16 protein-coding genes are annotated in these 16,184 nt (G+C 74.5%); 7 read left to right on the plus strand and 9 right to left on the minus strand.

The window, feature by feature from the left end; genetic code table 11:
• Positions 1-657 carry a permease prefix domain 1-containing protein gene (locus EV374_RS32400; protein WP_165947707.1) on the plus strand — a complete coding sequence of 219 codons (657 nt, stop codon included), beginning with the start codon at positions 1-3 and terminating at the stop codon, positions 655-657.
• A gap of 105 nt (positions 658-762) precedes the next feature.
• On the opposite strand, the gene EV374_RS03310 is transcribed toward EV374_RS32400, so the two are convergent.
• On the minus strand, positions 763-1,104 hold the full coding sequence (locus EV374_RS03310; protein WP_132231426.1) for a helix-turn-helix transcriptional regulator: 342 nt from the start codon (positions 1,102-1,104) through the stop codon (positions 763-765).
• An 81-nt stretch (positions 1,105-1,185) separates the two neighbouring features.
• Between EV374_RS03310 and EV374_RS03315 the strand changes: the two genes are divergently transcribed.
• From EV374_RS03315 to EV374_RS03325, 3 genes are all read left to right on the plus strand, one after another.
• Positions 1,186-2,169 carry a DNA primase gene (locus EV374_RS03315; protein ID WP_486485549.1) on the plus strand — a complete coding sequence of 328 codons (984 nt, stop codon included), beginning with the start codon at positions 1,186-1,188 and terminating at the stop codon, positions 2,167-2,169.
• Positions 2,170-2,209: 40 nt separating this feature from the next.
• Complete coding sequence (locus tag EV374_RS03320) at positions 2,210-4,783, plus strand: transposase (RefSeq protein WP_132231428.1); 2,574 nt, start codon at positions 2,210-2,212, stop codon at positions 4,781-4,783.
• A 129-nt stretch (positions 4,784-4,912) separates the two neighbouring features.
• Positions 4,913-6,136 (plus strand): ABC transporter substrate-binding protein, encoded by a 1,224-nt coding sequence (locus EV374_RS03325; RefSeq protein ID WP_132231430.1) that lies wholly within the window; start codon positions 4,913-4,915, stop codon positions 6,134-6,136.
• A gap of 75 nt (positions 6,137-6,211) precedes the next feature.
• Here EV374_RS03325 and EV374_RS03330 read toward each other — a convergent pair whose 3' ends face one another.
• The 4 genes from EV374_RS03330 to EV374_RS03345 all read right to left on the minus strand — a co-directional run bounded on the left by EV374_RS03330 (position 6,212) and on the right by EV374_RS03345 (position 11,226).
• Entirely contained in the window at positions 6,212-6,805 is a 594-nt protein-coding gene (locus tag EV374_RS03330; RefSeq protein WP_132231432.1) for a GTP-binding protein, read from the minus strand.
• 1 nt (position 6,806) lies between these two features.
• Complete coding sequence (locus EV374_RS03335; RefSeq protein WP_132232372.1) at positions 6,807-7,184, minus strand: DUF742 domain-containing protein; 378 nt, start codon at positions 7,182-7,184, stop codon at positions 6,807-6,809.
• Between the two features lie 95 nt (positions 7,185-7,279).
• On the minus strand, positions 7,280-7,684 hold the full coding sequence (locus EV374_RS03340; protein WP_007455462.1) for a roadblock/LC7 domain-containing protein: 405 nt from the start codon (positions 7,682-7,684) through the stop codon (positions 7,280-7,282).
• Complete coding sequence (locus tag EV374_RS03345) at positions 7,681-11,226, minus strand: nitrate- and nitrite sensing domain-containing protein (protein WP_132231434.1); 3,546 nt, start codon at positions 11,224-11,226, stop codon at positions 7,681-7,683. Before EV374_RS03345 ends, EV374_RS03340 begins: the two co-directional genes overlap by 4 nt.
• Before the next feature lie 460 nt (positions 11,227-11,686).
• Here EV374_RS03345 and EV374_RS33205 point away from each other — a divergent pair, with 460 nt between their 5' ends.
• Entirely contained in the window at positions 11,687-12,025 is a 339-nt protein-coding gene (locus tag EV374_RS33205; protein WP_486485550.1) for a hypothetical protein, read from the plus strand.
• Positions 12,026-12,057: 32 nt separating this feature from the next.
• On the opposite strand, the gene EV374_RS03355 is transcribed toward EV374_RS33205, so the two are convergent.
• The 4 genes from EV374_RS03355 to yczE are packed head-to-tail and all read right to left on the minus strand — an operon-like array spanning position 12,058 to position 14,790.
• Positions 12,058-13,137, minus strand: a complete 1,080-nt coding sequence (locus tag EV374_RS03355; protein ID WP_132231438.1) for an adenosine deaminase — start codon at positions 13,135-13,137, stop codon at positions 12,058-12,060.
• 56 nt (positions 13,138-13,193) lie between these two features.
• On the minus strand, positions 13,194-13,607 hold the full coding sequence (locus EV374_RS03360) for a PPOX class F420-dependent oxidoreductase (protein ID WP_132231440.1): 414 nt from the start codon (positions 13,605-13,607) through the stop codon (positions 13,194-13,196).
• The gene (locus tag EV374_RS03365) at positions 13,604-14,173 is read right to left on the minus strand and encodes an NAD(P)H-dependent oxidoreductase (protein WP_132231442.1); all 570 of its coding nucleotides are present in this window, start codon (positions 14,171-14,173) and stop codon (positions 13,604-13,606) included. The genes EV374_RS03360 and EV374_RS03365 overlap by 4 nt, the downstream gene beginning before the upstream one ends.
• Complete coding sequence (yczE, locus tag EV374_RS03370; RefSeq protein WP_132231444.1) at positions 14,161-14,790, minus strand: membrane protein YczE; 630 nt, start codon at positions 14,788-14,790, stop codon at positions 14,161-14,163. The genes EV374_RS03365 and yczE overlap by 13 nt, the downstream gene beginning before the upstream one ends.
• 59 nt (positions 14,791-14,849) lie before the next feature.
• Between yczE and EV374_RS03375 the strand changes: the two genes are divergently transcribed.
• Positions 14,850-15,314: a MarR family transcriptional regulator gene (locus EV374_RS03375; RefSeq protein ID WP_132231446.1), complete on the plus strand. Its 465-nt coding sequence runs from the start codon at positions 14,850-14,852 to the stop codon at positions 15,312-15,314.
• A 4-nt stretch (positions 15,315-15,318) separates the two neighbouring features.
• Complete coding sequence (locus EV374_RS03380) at positions 15,319-16,182, plus strand: putative RNA methyltransferase (RefSeq protein ID WP_132231448.1); 864 nt, start codon at positions 15,319-15,321, stop codon at positions 16,180-16,182.
• Positions 16,183-16,184 lie beyond the last annotated feature (2 nt).

Here is a 16,184-nt window from a genome sequence, read left to right on the forward strand (position 1 = left end):
ATGCGGGGCGAGGACGACGCGACGACGGTGGAGGAACGGCTGCGGGAGCTGGGCGCGCACCTGCGGGGGCCGCGCCGGCTCAAGTCCGACCTGCTGACCGAGGCACGGCACGGGCTGCTGGACGCCGTCGAGGCGTACCGGGCCGACGGGATGCCGGCGACGGAGGCGCAGCGCCGGGCGGTGGCCGAGTTCGGCTCGCCGGCGCAGCTCGCCCCGGCCTACCAGGCGGAGCTGGCGGCGGGCGCGCTGCGCGGGCTGTCGCTGCGGGTCATCGCGCTCGCCACGGTCGCGTTCGTCGGCGGCGACCTCACCTGGCAGGGGTCGAGCTGGGGCGGCTCCCCGCCGCCGGCCGCCTACCAGCTGCTGTCCGCGTCGGTGGGCTGGATCTGGGCGGCGGCGTTCGCGCTGGCCGCGACAGGGCTGCTGCGGGCCGGCCGGGCGGCGCTGCGCGGCGGCGCCGACCGGGCGGTGGGGGCGGCCCTCGTCGGGGTCCTCGCCCTCGGCGTACTGACCGGCTCGGCACTCTTCGCGTGGTCGATCGGCCTCTGGGACGACGCGCTCACCTGGCCGCCCATGATCATCGGCACGGCGGTGGCCGCCGCCGGCTACCTCTGGCTCGGCCGGGCCGCCCGCACCTGGCTGCTCGCCGCCCGCTGATCCCGGCCACGGATCGGGCGCTCCGCCCGGGTCAGGGTCTGCCGCCCGTTCCGCGCGACGGAGGACGGACGAGGGACACCGGCCTGTCGCGCTGGCCGGCGCCCGTCAGGCCGGCGTCGCCGGCGGGGTGTCGGTGTCGAGGAACCGGCCGACGATGGAGCGGAACTCGCGCCACCCGGACCGCTCGCCGGCCAGCGCCCGCCGGCCCTCGTCGGTGAGTTGGTACGTCCGCCGCTCCCGCCCGTTGACGGTGCTCCAGGTGCTGGCCACGTGGCCGGCCCGCTCCAGCCGGCGCAGCGCGGGATAGATGGTGCCGGTCGGCAGGTCGAGCTGCCCGTCGCTGCGGTTGCGCAGCGCCTCGATGATCGCGTAGCCGTGCAGCGGACCCTGCTCGAGCACCGCGAGCAGCAGCGCGTCGAGGTGTCCGTGCAGCGCCTGGGCCTTCATGCGTAGCAACGCTACTTGTCGGCCGCCCGCTCCGCCACCGGGGTGCGGGCACCGGTCTCCCGGAGACGCCCACTAGGGTATGTGCCCAGAGTCACTCGCCGGCGGCGGACGCCGGCGGGCAACCCGAAGCACACGGAGGTCAGCGTGGCCCGCCAGTCGCCCCAACGGCCCGACGCCGACGAGCCCGAGCTCGACGACGCCGACGCCCCGGCCGAGTCCGGCACCGCAACCGTCTCGGCCGAGGCCGCCCGCGCCCTCTGGGACGAGCTGCGGATCGACCCGGTGGAGATCGCGCTGCCCGCCGGCACGGGCTACACCCTGCGGGCCTACCGGCCGGCGCGGGAACTGACCCCGACCGACGTCACCGAGCGCGACCAGGACGACCCGTTCCTGGCCCGCCGCCAGGTCACGGAGGAGGACGAGGATGACGACGACGAGGCCGTCGTCATCCTCGACGAGGAGGTCGCCCAGGAGTTCGCCGAGAGCGACGACGAGGAGGCCAAGGGCCGCCGCCGCGACGCGACCGACGACGAGGACGCCGAGACCGCCGCCGAGGACGACGAGGACGAGGCGGGCGACGAGGAGGTGCCGGTCTTCCTCACCCACCGTGGGAAGCTGCTGCTCTTCAAGACGCCCGAGTCGCTGGTCAGCTTCATCCGCTCCGGGGCGCCGAACGACCTGTCTCAACTGGACAGCTGGAATGAACTGTCCGAACGGGTGGAGCCGGCCGACATCGCGCCACTCGACGAGGACGTCTACGAGCTCGACCTGGTGGTCGAGAACCTCCGCGGCGGGCACGACACCTGGGACTGGACGCTGCTCATCGAGGCCGGCGAGGTGGCCCGCGACCTGGCGTACGCGCTGCGGCTGCCCGCGGTGCTGGACATGCTCTCCGCCGGCTCCAGCCTCGACGACCTGGACGAGGCGCTGCGTGCCTCGGTCGACGGCGGCGTCGGCGGGTTCTTCGGTCGGCGCCGACTGAGGAAAATCGGGGCACAAACCGCAAGTCTGGGTTGGCGCACCATTGTCGGGAAGATCTCTGCGACCGTGGACTGGCGCGACTGACCCTTTACGGGGAGCATCAGTCTCTGGCAGTGAAAGCCTTGTGTCCCGGGAGGAGGACGACGCCGTGGCGCTCGTGCGCGTGTACTGCGGTCTGGCCTCGGCGGATCCGGCCGACCGACCGGTCTCGGCCGGTTCGACGCTGACGTCCGCTGTGGTCGACGACGCAGGCCGTCTGCTGCATGTCTGCGAGATCGGCGACGACCCCGCTGGCTACGCCCAGCTGGTCGCGCTGCTCGTGGAGCGGTCGGGCGGGCCGAGCGGTGCGGCCATCGCCGCCGACAGCGACGACCACACGGTCACCTCGCTGCTCAGCGCCGCCGGGCGTCCACTGGCGATCGCCGACGACGACTCCGTCGACGACTTCGCCGAGCGCTTCGCCGACGACGACTCCCTGGAGGAGATGCAGTCGCCCCCGGCCGAGCGGCGCGCCGTCGGCCTGGCCCGCGCCCTGCAGGCCGGCGCCCTCTCCGCCGTCACCCTCCCGGCCCCCCGGGACCTCGCCGGCTACAAGCAGGTCCTCGCCGCGCACGCCGCCCTGGCCAGCGGCCGGCACTCCGCCGCCGTCGCGCTGCGGGAGGTGCTCCGCGAGCTCTACCCGGCCGCTTTGCGGGCGTACCCGGACCCGGCCGAGCCGGTCTCGCTGGCCGTGCTGGACGCCCTGCCCGAGCCCGGCATGCTGGGCGGCACCGTGGACCGCGGCGACGGCGCCCCGGCCTCCGCCGAGGCGGTCACGGCGCGGCTCGCCGCCGACGGGGTCGCCGACGCCGACGAGCTCACCTCAGCGGTGACCGCCCTGCGGGTGGCCATCAGCGAGACGCCCCGACGCGCCACCGTCAACCGCTCCCTCACCTCCGCCGTGGCGGAGACCGTGCGGCAGGCGGTCGCCTCCGTCCGGGCCTGCGACGCCGGCTGCCAGGCGCTGGTGGGCGCGCTCAACGACCGGGTCGGCACGCCCGCCACCCCGGCCCCCGGCCGCCGCGCCGCGATCCGGCACGGCGAACCGCTCGGCGACGCATCCGGCCTCGCCCCCACCGGCGGTGCCCTGCCCGGCCTCACCCCCACCGGCAACGGCCTGCGTGCCCTCCGGCCCGCCGAGCCCGAGCCCGCCCCGGGCGGTGGCCGCCGCAGCCGGCCCGAGCCCGCCTCCGGCCCGACGCCGCCCCCGGCCCCCCGGCCGCTCGGCCCGCCGCCGGTCGCACCGGCCCCCGTCAGCCCGCCGCCGGTCGCGCCGACGCCGGTGACGCCGGCCGCGGTCGCCGGTCCCCCGGTCTCCGCGCCCCCCACGCGCCCCGGGTCGCTGCCGAGCCGGATCGACGGCCCGACCAACCGCCCGGTGTCCGCGCCGCCGCCTCCGCCGCCGGGCATCACCCCCATCGCACCGGCGCAGCGGGGCACGGTGCCGCCGGCCGAGGCGGGAGAGCCGTTCCGCCCCACCCTGACCACGGCGGCGATCCAGAGCGCCCGCGCGGAGCGCCAGCGCACCGTGATCCCGCCCCGCCCGAAGACCAACGGCGAGCCGGCCACGCCGACGGGCGGCTTCAGCGCCACCGACCTCAGCGTTCCCGTGCCTACGCCACGCCCCGGCCAGGAACCCACCTCCCCGGCCGCCCGGGCGGAGTCCGCTCCGCCCGGCTCCCGGGCGAACTGGCCGCTGGTCAACAACCCGGAGGACCCGGCCGACAGTTCCGCCAAGAACCCGGTCGTCGGCTCCTACGGCGGGCGCGGCGTCGACGCCCCGACCGATCCGGGGTCGGAGCGCCGGGTCACCCCGCCCTGGCTGGCCGACGACCTGCCCCAGGAGCCGCCGGTGCTACGGCTGGTCGAGCCCCCGCCGCTGGCGGACCGCGCGCTGCGCGACGGAACGGGCCCGGCCGCCGACGCCCAGCCCGAGACGCCCCCGCTGCGGCTGGTCGACCGCGAGGAGGCCGCCCGCAGTGGCCGGCCCTCCCCCCGCGAGGAGCGGCCGCCGACCGAGTACCGGCCGGCGCCCCGCGACGAGCGACCGGCCGCCGACTACCGCCCGGCACTCCGCGACGAGCGGCCCGCCCTCCGCGACGAGCGACCGGCCCCCCGCGACGAGCGACCGGCGGCCGAGTACCGGCCGGCACCGCGTGACGAGCGGCCGGCGGCCGACTACCGCCCGGCGCCCCCGATGGAGCGCCGCCCGCCGCCCGTGTCCGACGAGGGCGACGGCGACCTGCTGATCTTCGCCCAGGCCAAGTCCGCCTGGTTCGTGGGGCACGACGACGAGTCCGACCTGGAGTGGTCGACCACGGCCGACACCGGCTGGCAGGCGGCCGAGCAGGCCGCCCGCCCGGCGGTCGGCGCCGAGACCCCGGCGGGGCTGCCGAAGCGGGTCCCCCAGGCCAACCTCGTCCCCGGCTCACCGCTGCGGGACGAGCGACCCCTGCGGATCGTCCGCGACGCGGCGAGCCTCGCCGAGAACACCACCGGCTACTTCCGCGGCTGGCGCCGTGGACAGGAGATCGGCGGGTTCGCGGTCGGCGGCCGACCCGGCCGGGAGGCCGCCGGCGGCTGGGACTTCACCCGTGACACGGGCGACCGCGACGACGATCGGGAATACGAGTACCGCTCCGCCGGCTACCGTTCCTGACCGCCGGGAAACCGCCTCCCACCTGCGTGTTCCTGCCCACACCCGGATAATTTGACGCCACGTCGCGGCGGCCGGGAGCATACCGGCGGAACAGCCGGCGGCAGGGGTCGTCGGGTGGGAAGGCGACTCATGGCGACATCGGCGAACGGCCCCTCCGTGTTCACCCGTCGGGGCCTGCTGGCCGCGACGGCCGGCACGCTCCTGCTCAGCGCCTGCGGGCGCGGCGAGGCGGGCGAGGGCGATCGCGCCACGGCGGTCGCCCCGGGTGGTCAGGAACTGCTGGTCGGGGTCAGCCTGGAGCTGACCGGTCCCGGCGCCGCGCTCGGCGTCCTCCAGCAGCGAGCGCTGGAGATCACCCTCGAATCGCTCAACGCCAACGGCGTGCCGATCGGCAACCTCCGCCGCGCCGTACGGCTGGAGGTGCGGGACAACGCCGGCAACCCCGCGCTGGCGGCCCGGCAGGCCACCGCACTGGCCCGAGACGGCGGCGTACACGCCCTGGTGGGCGGCACCATGGCCGAGACCTCGATGGCCCTGGCCGGGGTGGCGCAGATGGAACGGGTGCCGTTCCTCTCACTCGCCTTCGGCGACGGGATCGTGCTGCCGCTGGCGCAGCGGACGTACGTCTTCAAGATGACCCCGGACGCTGGCGACATGGCCCGTCGGCTCGCCCGGCTCATCGCCTCGCAGCGGCTCTCCCGGGTGGCGCTGCTGGCCGCGGACGGCCTGCACGGCGACTCCGGCGTACGGGCCATGACAGGTGCCCTGCGGACGGCCGGGGTGGCGCTGGGCACCGCCACCCGGCTGCCCCGCACCGGCGCGGACCTCCGCCGGGCGGCCCGCGCGGCGACGGCCTCGCGCCCCGACGGGGTGGTGGTGTGGGCGACCGCCCCGGACTCGGCCGCCGCGGTCGGGGCGCTGCGCCGGGCCGGCTACGACGGGCCGGTGTTCCTCGACGCGGGCGGGGTCGCCGAGCAGACCCTGGAGGGCGGGAACGCGGCCCTCCTGGAGGGCGCGTACGCCGTCAACCCGACCTCGCTCGGCGGGGCGATGCTCGCCAACACCACCATGTCGGCGCTGGACCGCAAGGAGTTCGTCTACCGCTACGTCCAGCTGCACGGCGGGTTCAGCGGCTTCGCCCCGTACGCGTCGGACGCGGTGCAGCTGATCGCCGACGCGGCGCGGCTGTCCACCAGCGTCGACCGTGGCCGGATCCGGGCGTTCCTGCAGAACCAGGTCACCGAGGGGATGGCGGGGATGTACTCCTTCACCCCCATCCGCCACGGCGGCATGGACCAGGGCTCGCTGGGCGTCTACACCGTCAGCGCGGGTGCCTGGACGCGGGTGTCCTGACCCCGCGTCACCTGGGCGCGGGCAGCGACGAGCGCCCGGTGGCGGCCGAGGCCGTCACCGGACGCGTCGCGATGATCAGGCCGGCGCCACGGCGCGCGAGCGCCGCATGGTCAGCACGTACTCGACCAGCGAGATCAGCACGTGCTTCGTCGACTCCCGGTTACGGGCGTCGCAGGCCACCACCGGCACGTCGCCGGGGATCGCGAGCGCATCCCGGACGTCCTGCGGGTCGTGGTACTGCATCCCGTCGAAGCAGTTGATGGCCACCAGGTACGGCAGCCGCCGGTGCTCGAAGAAGTCGATCGCCGCGAAGCAGTCGGCCAGCCGGCGGGTGTCCACCAGCACGACCGCGCCGATCGCACCTCGGACCAACTCGTCCCACATGAACCAGAACCGGGTCTGCCCCGGCGTACCGAACAGGTACAGGATCAGGTCACGGTCGATCGAGATGCGGCCGAAGTCCATCGCCACCGTGGTCGTCGTCTTGCCCGGCACCTGCCGGGTGTCGTCGACGCCCACGCCGGCGGAGGTCATGATGGCCTCGGTCGTCAGCGGCGTGATCTCCGAGACCGAGCCGACCAGCGTCGTCTTGCCGACGCCGAATCCACCGGCGATAACGATCTTCGCCGACGTCACGCGCCCACTCGGGGTCGGCGGGCGGTGCGACATGTCAGAGCCTGCGAAGTCCACTCAGCACCCTCTCCAGCAGTTCAGTGCCCACCGCGTCGTCCGAGTCGTCCAGAATGGTCGGCTCGTGGACCGCGACCAGGCCGTCCGTCGCCATGTCGGCGATGAGCACCCGGGCCACACCGAGCGGGAGCTGCATCCGCGCCGCGATCTCGGCGAGCGACTGCACACGTCCATCACACAGCGCAGCGATGTACTGGTGCTCGCGGCCCTGAGCGCCGTTGCCATTGGCAGCGGCGCGGCCGCGCACCGTCGTCTCGACGAGCGCCTCCAGCGCGATGTCGAGGCGGGGGCGGGTACGACCACGGGTAACGGCGTATGGACGGACCAACGCTCCGGTCGGTTCGTCACGATCGGCCATGTCGCCGCTCACCTCCCTCGCACCCGGCACCGGCTCCGGATGGAGCCGTCGTCGTTGTCGTTGTCACCCCGCCGACCTCACGGGTCAACGGGTCGTCAGCCCAGCATTCCCGCAGCCGCGCGTGGCTGCGGGGTCAACGCGTCGCCCACCCGGTCGACCAGCAGGGCCATCTCGTAGCCCACCTGTCCCACGTCGCTGCTGCGGGCGGCGAGCACCGCGAACGACGACCCGTCCGAGATGGACATCAGGAACAGGAAGCCATTGTCCATCTCCACCACTGTCTGCAGCACCGCGCCTCCCTCGAAGCAGCGGGCCGCGCCCTGGGTGAGGCTGACCAGGCCGGACGCGATCGCGGCCAGCTGATCGGCCCGGTCCCGCGGGAGGTCCCGTGACGACGCGAGGAGCAGTCCGTCCGCGGAGACGGCGACCGCGTGCGCGACACCGGGTACCCGGTCGGCGAAGTTGGCCAGCAGCCAACCGAGATCCTGCGTAGTTGTCATCGTTCTTGCTCCTTCTGCCCGCTCCCGGCCATCGGGCCTGAGCCAGACTGCGAGGATTGCTGCCCTCCCGGAGTCACCTCCGGGCTGGTCGGGTTGCTGTCCGACGGGTTCGTACGCCCCCGCTGCACGCCCCGATGGTAGGCCGAAAGCAGGCCTCGGACACCCTCCGGCGTACGCCGCTGCACCGAGGTGGTGGGCTTCTCCACCGCGCCGGGCACCAGCTGCGCCATCGGGGTGCGCTTGGGTAGACCGGTCGAGGTGGTCGCCGCGACGGGCACCTCGGTCGCCGCCGAGGCGGCACGCCACCCGTCGTCGGCCGCGGTCTGCCAACCCCCCTGTTGCGAGGAGCGGCGGTGACCGAAGCTGTCGGCGACGCCGGGGCGGGCACCCCCGTTGGCCGTCGGTCCGTTCTCGCGCGGCGCTCCTCCGGCCGCCGGAGTGTCTGCCATCGGTGCGTTACCTGTCGTCCCGGGTGGTGTCGGCTGCACGGCCCGACCGCCGGCGTCGACCCGGGCGAACTGCTGGGTCGGTGCACCGTTGGTCGGCGTCTTCTCGGCGGCCGGCGCCGCCTCCTCCGGCCCCGGGCGGCGGGTACGGAACCAGGCCGACTCGAGCTCCCGGAAGATCGGCAGCTCCATCGTCTCGTCCGCGTACCGCTGCGGGGTCTGGGCCGGCGGCGTTGTCGGCCGCGCCTGCGGGACGGCCGGTGCCGACCGCTCCGCCGGCGCGGGAGCCTGGGCCGCCGGGGTGGGCGCGCCGGAGCGCGGCACCCGCGGCAGTTCGGTCGTCATGTCCAGCGCGGCGGCCAGCCGCTCGGGCACCGGCGGGGTCGCCACGTCCCGGTCCGCACCGGCGACCGGCGGCCAGGCCGGCGGCGCCGGCGTGCTCGGACCGGGCGTGCCGGGGGCCGGGCGCTGCGGCAGCGGGCCGGTCGACGGCGGCGAGTACGGCGGACCGGAGTACGGCGCGGCCGAGACCGGCGGGCCGGAGTACGGGTGGCCGGAGACGGGTGACGCCGAGACCGGCATGCCGGAGACCGGCGGGCCGGAGACCGGCGGCGCGGAGTAGGGAACCGGCGGGGTCGACACCGGCGGGCCCGCGTAGGGCAGGGGCGGCGCGGAGACCGGCGGAACGGAGTACGGCCGGGCCTCGGGGCTGCTGGGCAGCTGCCGCGGGACGGCCTGCTGCTGGCCCGTGGCGTCCTGGTCGTCGGCCGACCTCCGCTGCGGCAGCGGGTCGGTCGACTCGCCGTTCGACGTACGCGGCCGGAATGCCTCGCCGCCGTTGAAGCCGCTGGCGCCGGTCAGGTCCGACCAGGCCGGCATGGACCGCGTCGAGCCGGCCGAGGCCGGCGTGCCGGCTCCGTTGCGCGGCGCCGGGTCGAACGGCCGGCCGCCCAGGGTGACCTGGTTGCCGGACTCGCCGGGGCGCTGCGTGGGCATGGGGTTTGCCGGGCCGTTGCCGAGCGCCGGCAGCGCGCCGAAGGCGGGGGCCGGGCCGTGCGGCTGCCGGCCGGGCGCCGGCAGCGCGGGCGACGACTGCGGGCGGCCGGAGAGCGCCCGGGGCACGAGCACCGAGGTCGGCATGACCACCTCGGCGACGGTCCCCCGGTCGGTGCCCGGACGCAGCTCGACCTTGACGCCGTGCCGGGACGCCAGCCGGGCGACCACGACCAGGCCCATCATCCGCGAGACGGCCACGTCGACCTGCGGCGGCGTGGCGAGCCGCTCGTTGAGGTCGTGGAGCTGATCGGGGCTGATCCCGATGCCCCGGTCCTCCACGTAGAGCGACGCGCGGTCGCCGACGCGCCGGGCCTCCACCATGACGTGCGAGTCTGGCGGCGAGAAGGCGGTGGCGTTGTCGAACAGCTCGGCGACCAGGTGGACCAGGTCGTTGACGGCGTGCGCCGCGACCTCGATGTCCCGGTCGATCACCCCGAACTCGATCCGGGTGTAGTGCTCGACCTCGGACTGGGCCGCCCGGAGCACGTCGATCAGCGCGGCCGGCTGCCGCTGCACGCGGGTGGAGTCGGCGCCGGCGAGCACCAGGAGGTTCTCGTCGTTACGGCGCATCCGGGTGGCCAGGTGGTCGAGCTGGAACAGCTCGGCCAGCCGGTCCGGGTCCTCCTCGCCGCGCTCAAGCCGGTCGAGGTGACCGATCAGGCGGTCGACCAGGATCTGTGACCGGCGGGCCAGGTTGACGAACATCGTCGCGACGGACGCGCGCAGCGCGGCCTGCTCGGCGGCGGTGCGGACGGCCTCCAGGTGGACCGCGTTGAACGCCTCGGTCACCTGGCCGAACTCGTCCTTGCTGCGCACCGGCAGCGGCTCGGCGATCTGGTTGGCGAGCTGCACCGGGGAGAGCTGACCGGTCACCTTGGGGTCGCGCAGCCGGGCCACGGCCTGGGGCAGGCCGTACTGGGCGATGGAGAGGGCGCCCTGACGCAGGTCGCGTAGGGAGCGGGCCATCGAGCGGGCGACCAGGTAGGCGAAGAGGATCGCCAGGAGCAGCATGCTGAGCAGCAGGCCGGTCTCCAGGAACACCTGGCGCTGCACGTCGGAGCGGAGGTTCTCCGCGCCCGTGACGACCTCGCGGTCGATCTTCGTCTCGACCGTACGGATCAGCTTGGCGTTGGCCACCATCGCCGCGTCCCACTGGTCGGCGTCGAACGGGGCGCCGGTCAGGGTGTCGGCGGTGGTGATGCCGTTGAGCCAGCTGTTGTAGGTGTTCGCCTCGCGCAGGTCGGGGCCGGCGACCACCTGGGCGTAGTACTCCTGCTCGGGCTGGCTGGCCACCACCTGGAAGCTCTGCAACCACTGGCTGGAGCCGGTGCTGGTGGCGATGTACTCGTTGCGCAGGTTCGGGGTGAGCCGCTGCTGGATGAACGCCCGGTGCACCACGTCGCGGCGGCGGGAGAGGAACTCCTTGTTCCGGGCGGTGGCGGTCGACGCGCGCATCTTGTCGCTGAGCTCGTTGTCGCCGGCGAGCTGGGTGGCCGAGTCGCGGATGCTGATCAGGTCGTCGATCAGGCCGTCGTAGGCCTGCATGGCCGGGACGAGCCCGAGCTTGCCGTTGAAGACCTGGCTGCGGGTGCCGGGCAGGTCGGTCAGGGTCTGGTCGATCTCGCCCAGCAGGCCGTCGAGGTTGGCCGGGAGGTCCTCGACCTCGGCCCGCTGCTGGGAGTACCGCCCTTTAGCCGTGTCGACGTCGGCGTTGGCCCGCTCGTACGCCTGCTTGTAACGGGCGTTGTCCTGGCCGCGCGGGACGCCCAGCAGGCGCAGCGCGTTGGTCCGCTCGTCCTGGAGGGTGTCGACCAGGTCGCCCGAGTAGCCGACGAGGTTGGCGAGGTCGCCGGCCCGGTTGGCGTTGTTGAGGGTCTCCAGGTGGTCGACCAGACCGCTGGTGCCCACGACCACCGTGGCGATGGTCGGCACGATCATGATGAGACCGAGCTTGGACCAGATCGGCATGTCGCGGAACCGACCGGCCGGCCGGCGCAGACGCGACAGGAAGGAGCCCGCCGGCTTTGGCCGTTTGCTCACGTCACCGCCCTCGCGATTTCTGGATCCGCGTTGCCCCTGGACAAGGACCAGCGGCCGACCCTGCGGGCCGGACCATCCGAGATTCCATCACGCTACCTGCCAAAGAGAAAGCCCAGGTTGGCCGCAGCCAGCGGTGTGATGAGATGTTGATGCAATTTGATAGCAATCCGTCTGGCCGGAGTCACTGAAGGTAATGAAGCAGCCCCATCGCGTTGTCCTGCTCGCCGGTCCTTCCGGGTCCGGAAAGTCGTACATAGCGCAGCGAACCGGCCTTCCGGTGCTCTGCCTGGACGACTTCTACAAGAACGGTGATGACCCTACGTTGCCGCGACGAAACGGCCTGGTGGATTGGGAGTCTCCCCGCTCCTGGGACGCTGCGGCGGCCGTGGAGACGATTGCCCGACTGGCCAGGGAGGGCAAGGCCGATGTGCCGGTTTATGCGATCGGTGCGGACCGTCGGGTGTCCACCCGGCCATTCGAGGTCGCCGATTCGCCACTTTTCGTGGCCGAAGGGATCTTCGCGGCCGAGATCGTCGAGGAGTGCCGCCGCCGGGGGGTCCTGGCCGGGGCGTACGCCCTGCGGCGCCCCCGGGGGGCGACCTTCGTCCGCCGGCTGGCGCGCGACCTCGCCGAGCAGCGCAAGGCGCCCGGGGTGCTGGTGCGCCGCGGCCTGGCGCTGCTGCGCGCCGAGCCGGCGGTGCTGCGGCGGCAGACCGGCCTGGGCGCCGAGGCGGCCCGGGCGGGCGAGGTGCTGCGCGCGGTGGCCGGCCTGCTCGCCGGCCACCCGCACCGCACCTGACCGGGCCGCCGGAACGCGGCGGCCCACCGTGCTCAGCCCAGCAGCTTGCCGTACGCGGGCTTGATCACCTCGTCGATGATCTTCAGCCGCTCGTCGAACGGGATGAAGGCGCTCTTCATGGCGTTGATGGTGAACCACTGGAGCTCCTTCCAGCCATAGCCGAAGGCGTCCACCAGCAGGGCCATCTCCCGGGACATCGACGTGCCGCTCATCAGCCGGTTGTCGGTGTTCACCGTCGCCCGGAACCGCAGGTCCCGCAGCAGCCCGATCGGGTGCTCGGCGATCGAGGGGGCGGCGCCGGTCTGCACGTTCGAGGACGGGCACAGCTCCAGCGGGATCCGCTTGTCCCGCACGTACGCGGCCAGCCGGCCGAGCACCGGCTCCGGGCCGGGCGTGATGTCGTCCACGATCCGCACCCCGTGGCCGAGCCGGTCCGCCCCGCACCACTGGATCGCCTGCCAGATCGACGGCAGGCCGAACGCCTCGCCGGCGTGGATGGTGAAGTGGAAGTTCTCCCGCTGGAGGTACTCGAAGGCGTCCAGGTGCCGGGTGGGCGGGAAGCCCGCCTCGGCGCCGGCGATGTCGAAGCCGACCACCCCGGCGTCCCGGTGCCGGACGGCCAGCTCGGCGATCTCCTGCGACCGGGCGGCGTGCCGCATCGCGGTGAGCAGCGTGCCGACCCGGATCTGCCGGCCCTCCTCGGCGGCCAGCGCGGTGCCCTCCACGAAGCCGGCCAGCACCGCCTCGACCACCTCGTCCAGGGTGAGGTCCCGCTCCAGGTGCTGCTCCGGGGCGAACCGCACCTCGGCGTAGACCACCCCGTCGGCGGCCAGGTCCTGGGCGCACTCCCGGGCCACCCGGCGCAGCGCCGACGCGGTCTGCATGACGGCGACGGTGTGCGCGAACGTCTCGAGGTAGCGCTCCAGGGAGCCGGAGTCGGCCGCCTCGACGAACCAGCGGCCGAGCGCCTCGGGGTCGGTGGTGGGCAGTTCGTGCCCCACCTCGGCGGCCAGTTCGACGATCGTCGCCGGCCGCAGGCCGCCGTCGAGGTGATCGTGCAGCAGCGCCTTCGGGACCTTGACGATGTCCTCGTAACGGATTGTCGCGACCATGCTCAGACCCTAGTCGGCCGCACGGGAAGCGGCCGACGGGACCGGCCGGGATCCGGTCAGGGACGCCAGCCGTACAGCCGCTCGACGGCGAGCCGGAGCACCAGCCGGCCGTCGGCGACCATCGCCGCCCGGTAGTCCGCCCAGTCGGGGTGCTCGCCGCGGATGCGCCGGTAGACCTCGACCAGTTCCTCCACGGTGGCGTCGTCGGGCGCCGCCGCGGGCGGGGTGAGCGTGACGACGCCCTCCGCGACCGCGTAGGCCCCGCCGTCGGCGGTGGTGACGTGCAGGCTGGCCCGCGGGTCGCGGCGCAGGTTGCGCACCTTGGCCCGGCCGTCGGTGGTGGAGCAGCGGATCAGGCCGGGTTCGGCGAGGAAGTCGAGGTTGGACAGTTGGGGCCGGCCGTCGCGGCGCAGGGTCACCAGCACGCCCCGGCCGCGCTCGCCGAACAGCTCCCACAGCCGGGCGTTCATGCCGTCACCCGCAGCGGGGCGAGGGCGGCGGTGAGCCGGGCCAGCTCGTCGAGCATCGCCGTGGCGGCGGCGTCGCGCCCCGGGTCCGGCACGAGCTCCCCCGTGTCGTCGAGCGCCTGCCGCAGGAACACGGTCACCGCCTCGTTGGCCGGCATCATCTTGAGGGTGGTCACGACCTGTTTGATCATCTGGACCGCGCGCAGGCCGCCGGAGGTCATGCCGTAGCTGACGAAGCCGACCGGCTTGTACTGCCACTCCGTGTATAGGTGGTCGATCGCGTTCTTCAAGGGCGCGCTGAAGCCGTAGTTGTACTCCGGCATGACGAAGACGAAGGCGTCGGAGGCGGCGACGGTGGCGCTCCACTGAAGGGTGTGCCGGTGCAGGTAGCGGCCCTCGGAGGGGTGGTGCGGCTCGTCGTGGAAGGGCAGGCCCACCTCGGCGAGGTCGACGAGGCGTACGTCGTCGAAGGCGTCGTACGCGGCGGCGCGGGTGGTGAACCAGTCGCCGATCCGGCGGCCCACGCGGCCGGGCCGGGTGCTGGCGACGATGACGGTCAGGCGGGGCATGGCGAGGTCGCTCCTGTGGTGACGGGCCGGCCCGGGGCCGGCACGGTGAACTTCGGGATGAGGTGCTCCGCCAGCGGGCCGATGCTGACGGCGAAGAGGAGGGTCCCGGGGCCGACGGTGCCGCCGAGCGCCCAGCCGAGGGCGAGCACGCCGAGCTCGATGGCCGTGCGTACCCGCCCGATCGGCAGGCCGCGGGCGGCCAGCCCGGTCATCAGGCCGTCGCGCGGCCCGGGACCGAGGCGGGCCCCGAGGTAGAGGGCCGTGGCGAGCCCGTTGAGCAGGATGCCGACGACCAGCAGGCCGACCCGGCCGGCGATCGGGGCCACGGGCGGCAGGACGGCGAGCGCGACGTCGGCCGCGACGCCGACCACCACCGCGTTCGCGACGGTGCCGACGCCGGGGCGCTGCCGCAGCGGGATCCAGAGCAGCAGCACGGCGAGGGCGACCAGGTTCACCACCTGCCCGAGGGGGAGCCCGGTCCGCGCGGCGAATCCCTGGTGCAGCACGTCCCAGGAGGCGAGGCCCAGGTCGGCGCGGACCATCACGGCCACGCTGACGCCGAACAGCACGAGGCCGCTCAGCAGGCGGGCCAGCCGGCCCGGCAATCTGGTTGACATGTCACTCACCCTAGAAGGCATGTTGATGACATGTCAACCAGATGGCTAGGATGGTCGGCATGGCACAACCACGCTGGCTGGACGAGCGCGAGCAGAGCGCCTGGCGGGGCTACCGGCGGATGCGCCGCCTGCTCGACCTGGAGCTGGCCCGCGAGCTGATGCGCGACGCCGGGCTCTCCGAGCCCGACTACGACGTGCTCTCCGACCTCTCGGAGACACCCGACCAGCGGCTGCGGCTCAGCGAGCTGGCCGACCGGATGCTCTGGTCGCGCAGCCGGCTCTCCCACCACCTGACCCGGATGCAGCAGCGCGGCCTCGTCAGCCGCGAGGAGTGCGCCTCGGACGGGCGCGGCGCCGTCGTCGTACTCACCGCCGAGGGCCGGCGCGCCATCGAGGCAGCCGCCCCCGGCCATGTGGCGGCCGTCCGTCGGCACCTCATCGACCTGCTGACCCCCGACGAGGTCGCCGCGCTGGACGCGCTCACCCACCGGGTGGTCGACCACCTCACCCGACCCGGAGAATGAGCCGGTGGACCCCCGCATCGTGGACCGGCTCCGCTGCCCGGTCTGCGCCGAGCCGCTGACCGAGGTCGCCACCGGCGGCGCCCGCGCGCTGCGCTGCCCGCGCCGGCACAGCTTCGACGTGGCCCGCCAGGGCTACGTCAACCTGCTCGCCGGCCGCGCCCCGCACGCCGGGGACACCGCCGAGATGGTGGCCGCCCGCGCCGACTTCCTCGCCGCCGGCCACTACGACCTCATCTCGGCCGCCCTCGCCGCTGCGGCTTCGGCAGCCGTGGACCGGGTCGACGGGGCGTACCCCCTGGTGGTGGACGCCGGGGCGGGGACCGGCCGGCACCTGGCGGCGGTGCTGGCGGCGCTGCCGGACGCGGCGGGTCTCGCCCTGGACGTGTCGAAGCCGGCGCTGCGCCGGGCCGCCCGGGCGCACCCGCGCGCGGCGGCGGCGCTCGCCGACACCTGGCAGCGGCTCCCCCTGGCCGACGCCGGCGCGGCCGTGCTGCTGAACGTCTTCGCGCCGCGCAACGGCGCGGAGTTCCACCGGGTCCTCGACCCGGCCGGCGCCCTGCTGGTGGTCACGCCGGCCGAGGACCACCTGACCGAACTGGTCGGCGCCCTCGGCCTGCTGCGCGTGGACCCGGCCAAGGCGGACCGGGTCGCCGAGAGCCTGGGCGGGCACTTCACCCCGGGGGCGTCCACCCTGCACCGACGGGAGCTGGCGCTGACCGGCCCGGAGGTCGCGACGCTCGTCGGGATGGGCCCCAGCGCCTGGCACACCGACCCGGCCGGGCTCGCCGCCCGGGTCGCCGCCCTCGCCGAGCCGGTCCGGGTGACCGTCGCGGTACGCCTGACCACCTGGCACCCGACCGAGGTGTAAGG

It is taken from the genome of Micromonospora sp. CNZ303, from assembly GCF_004345505.1.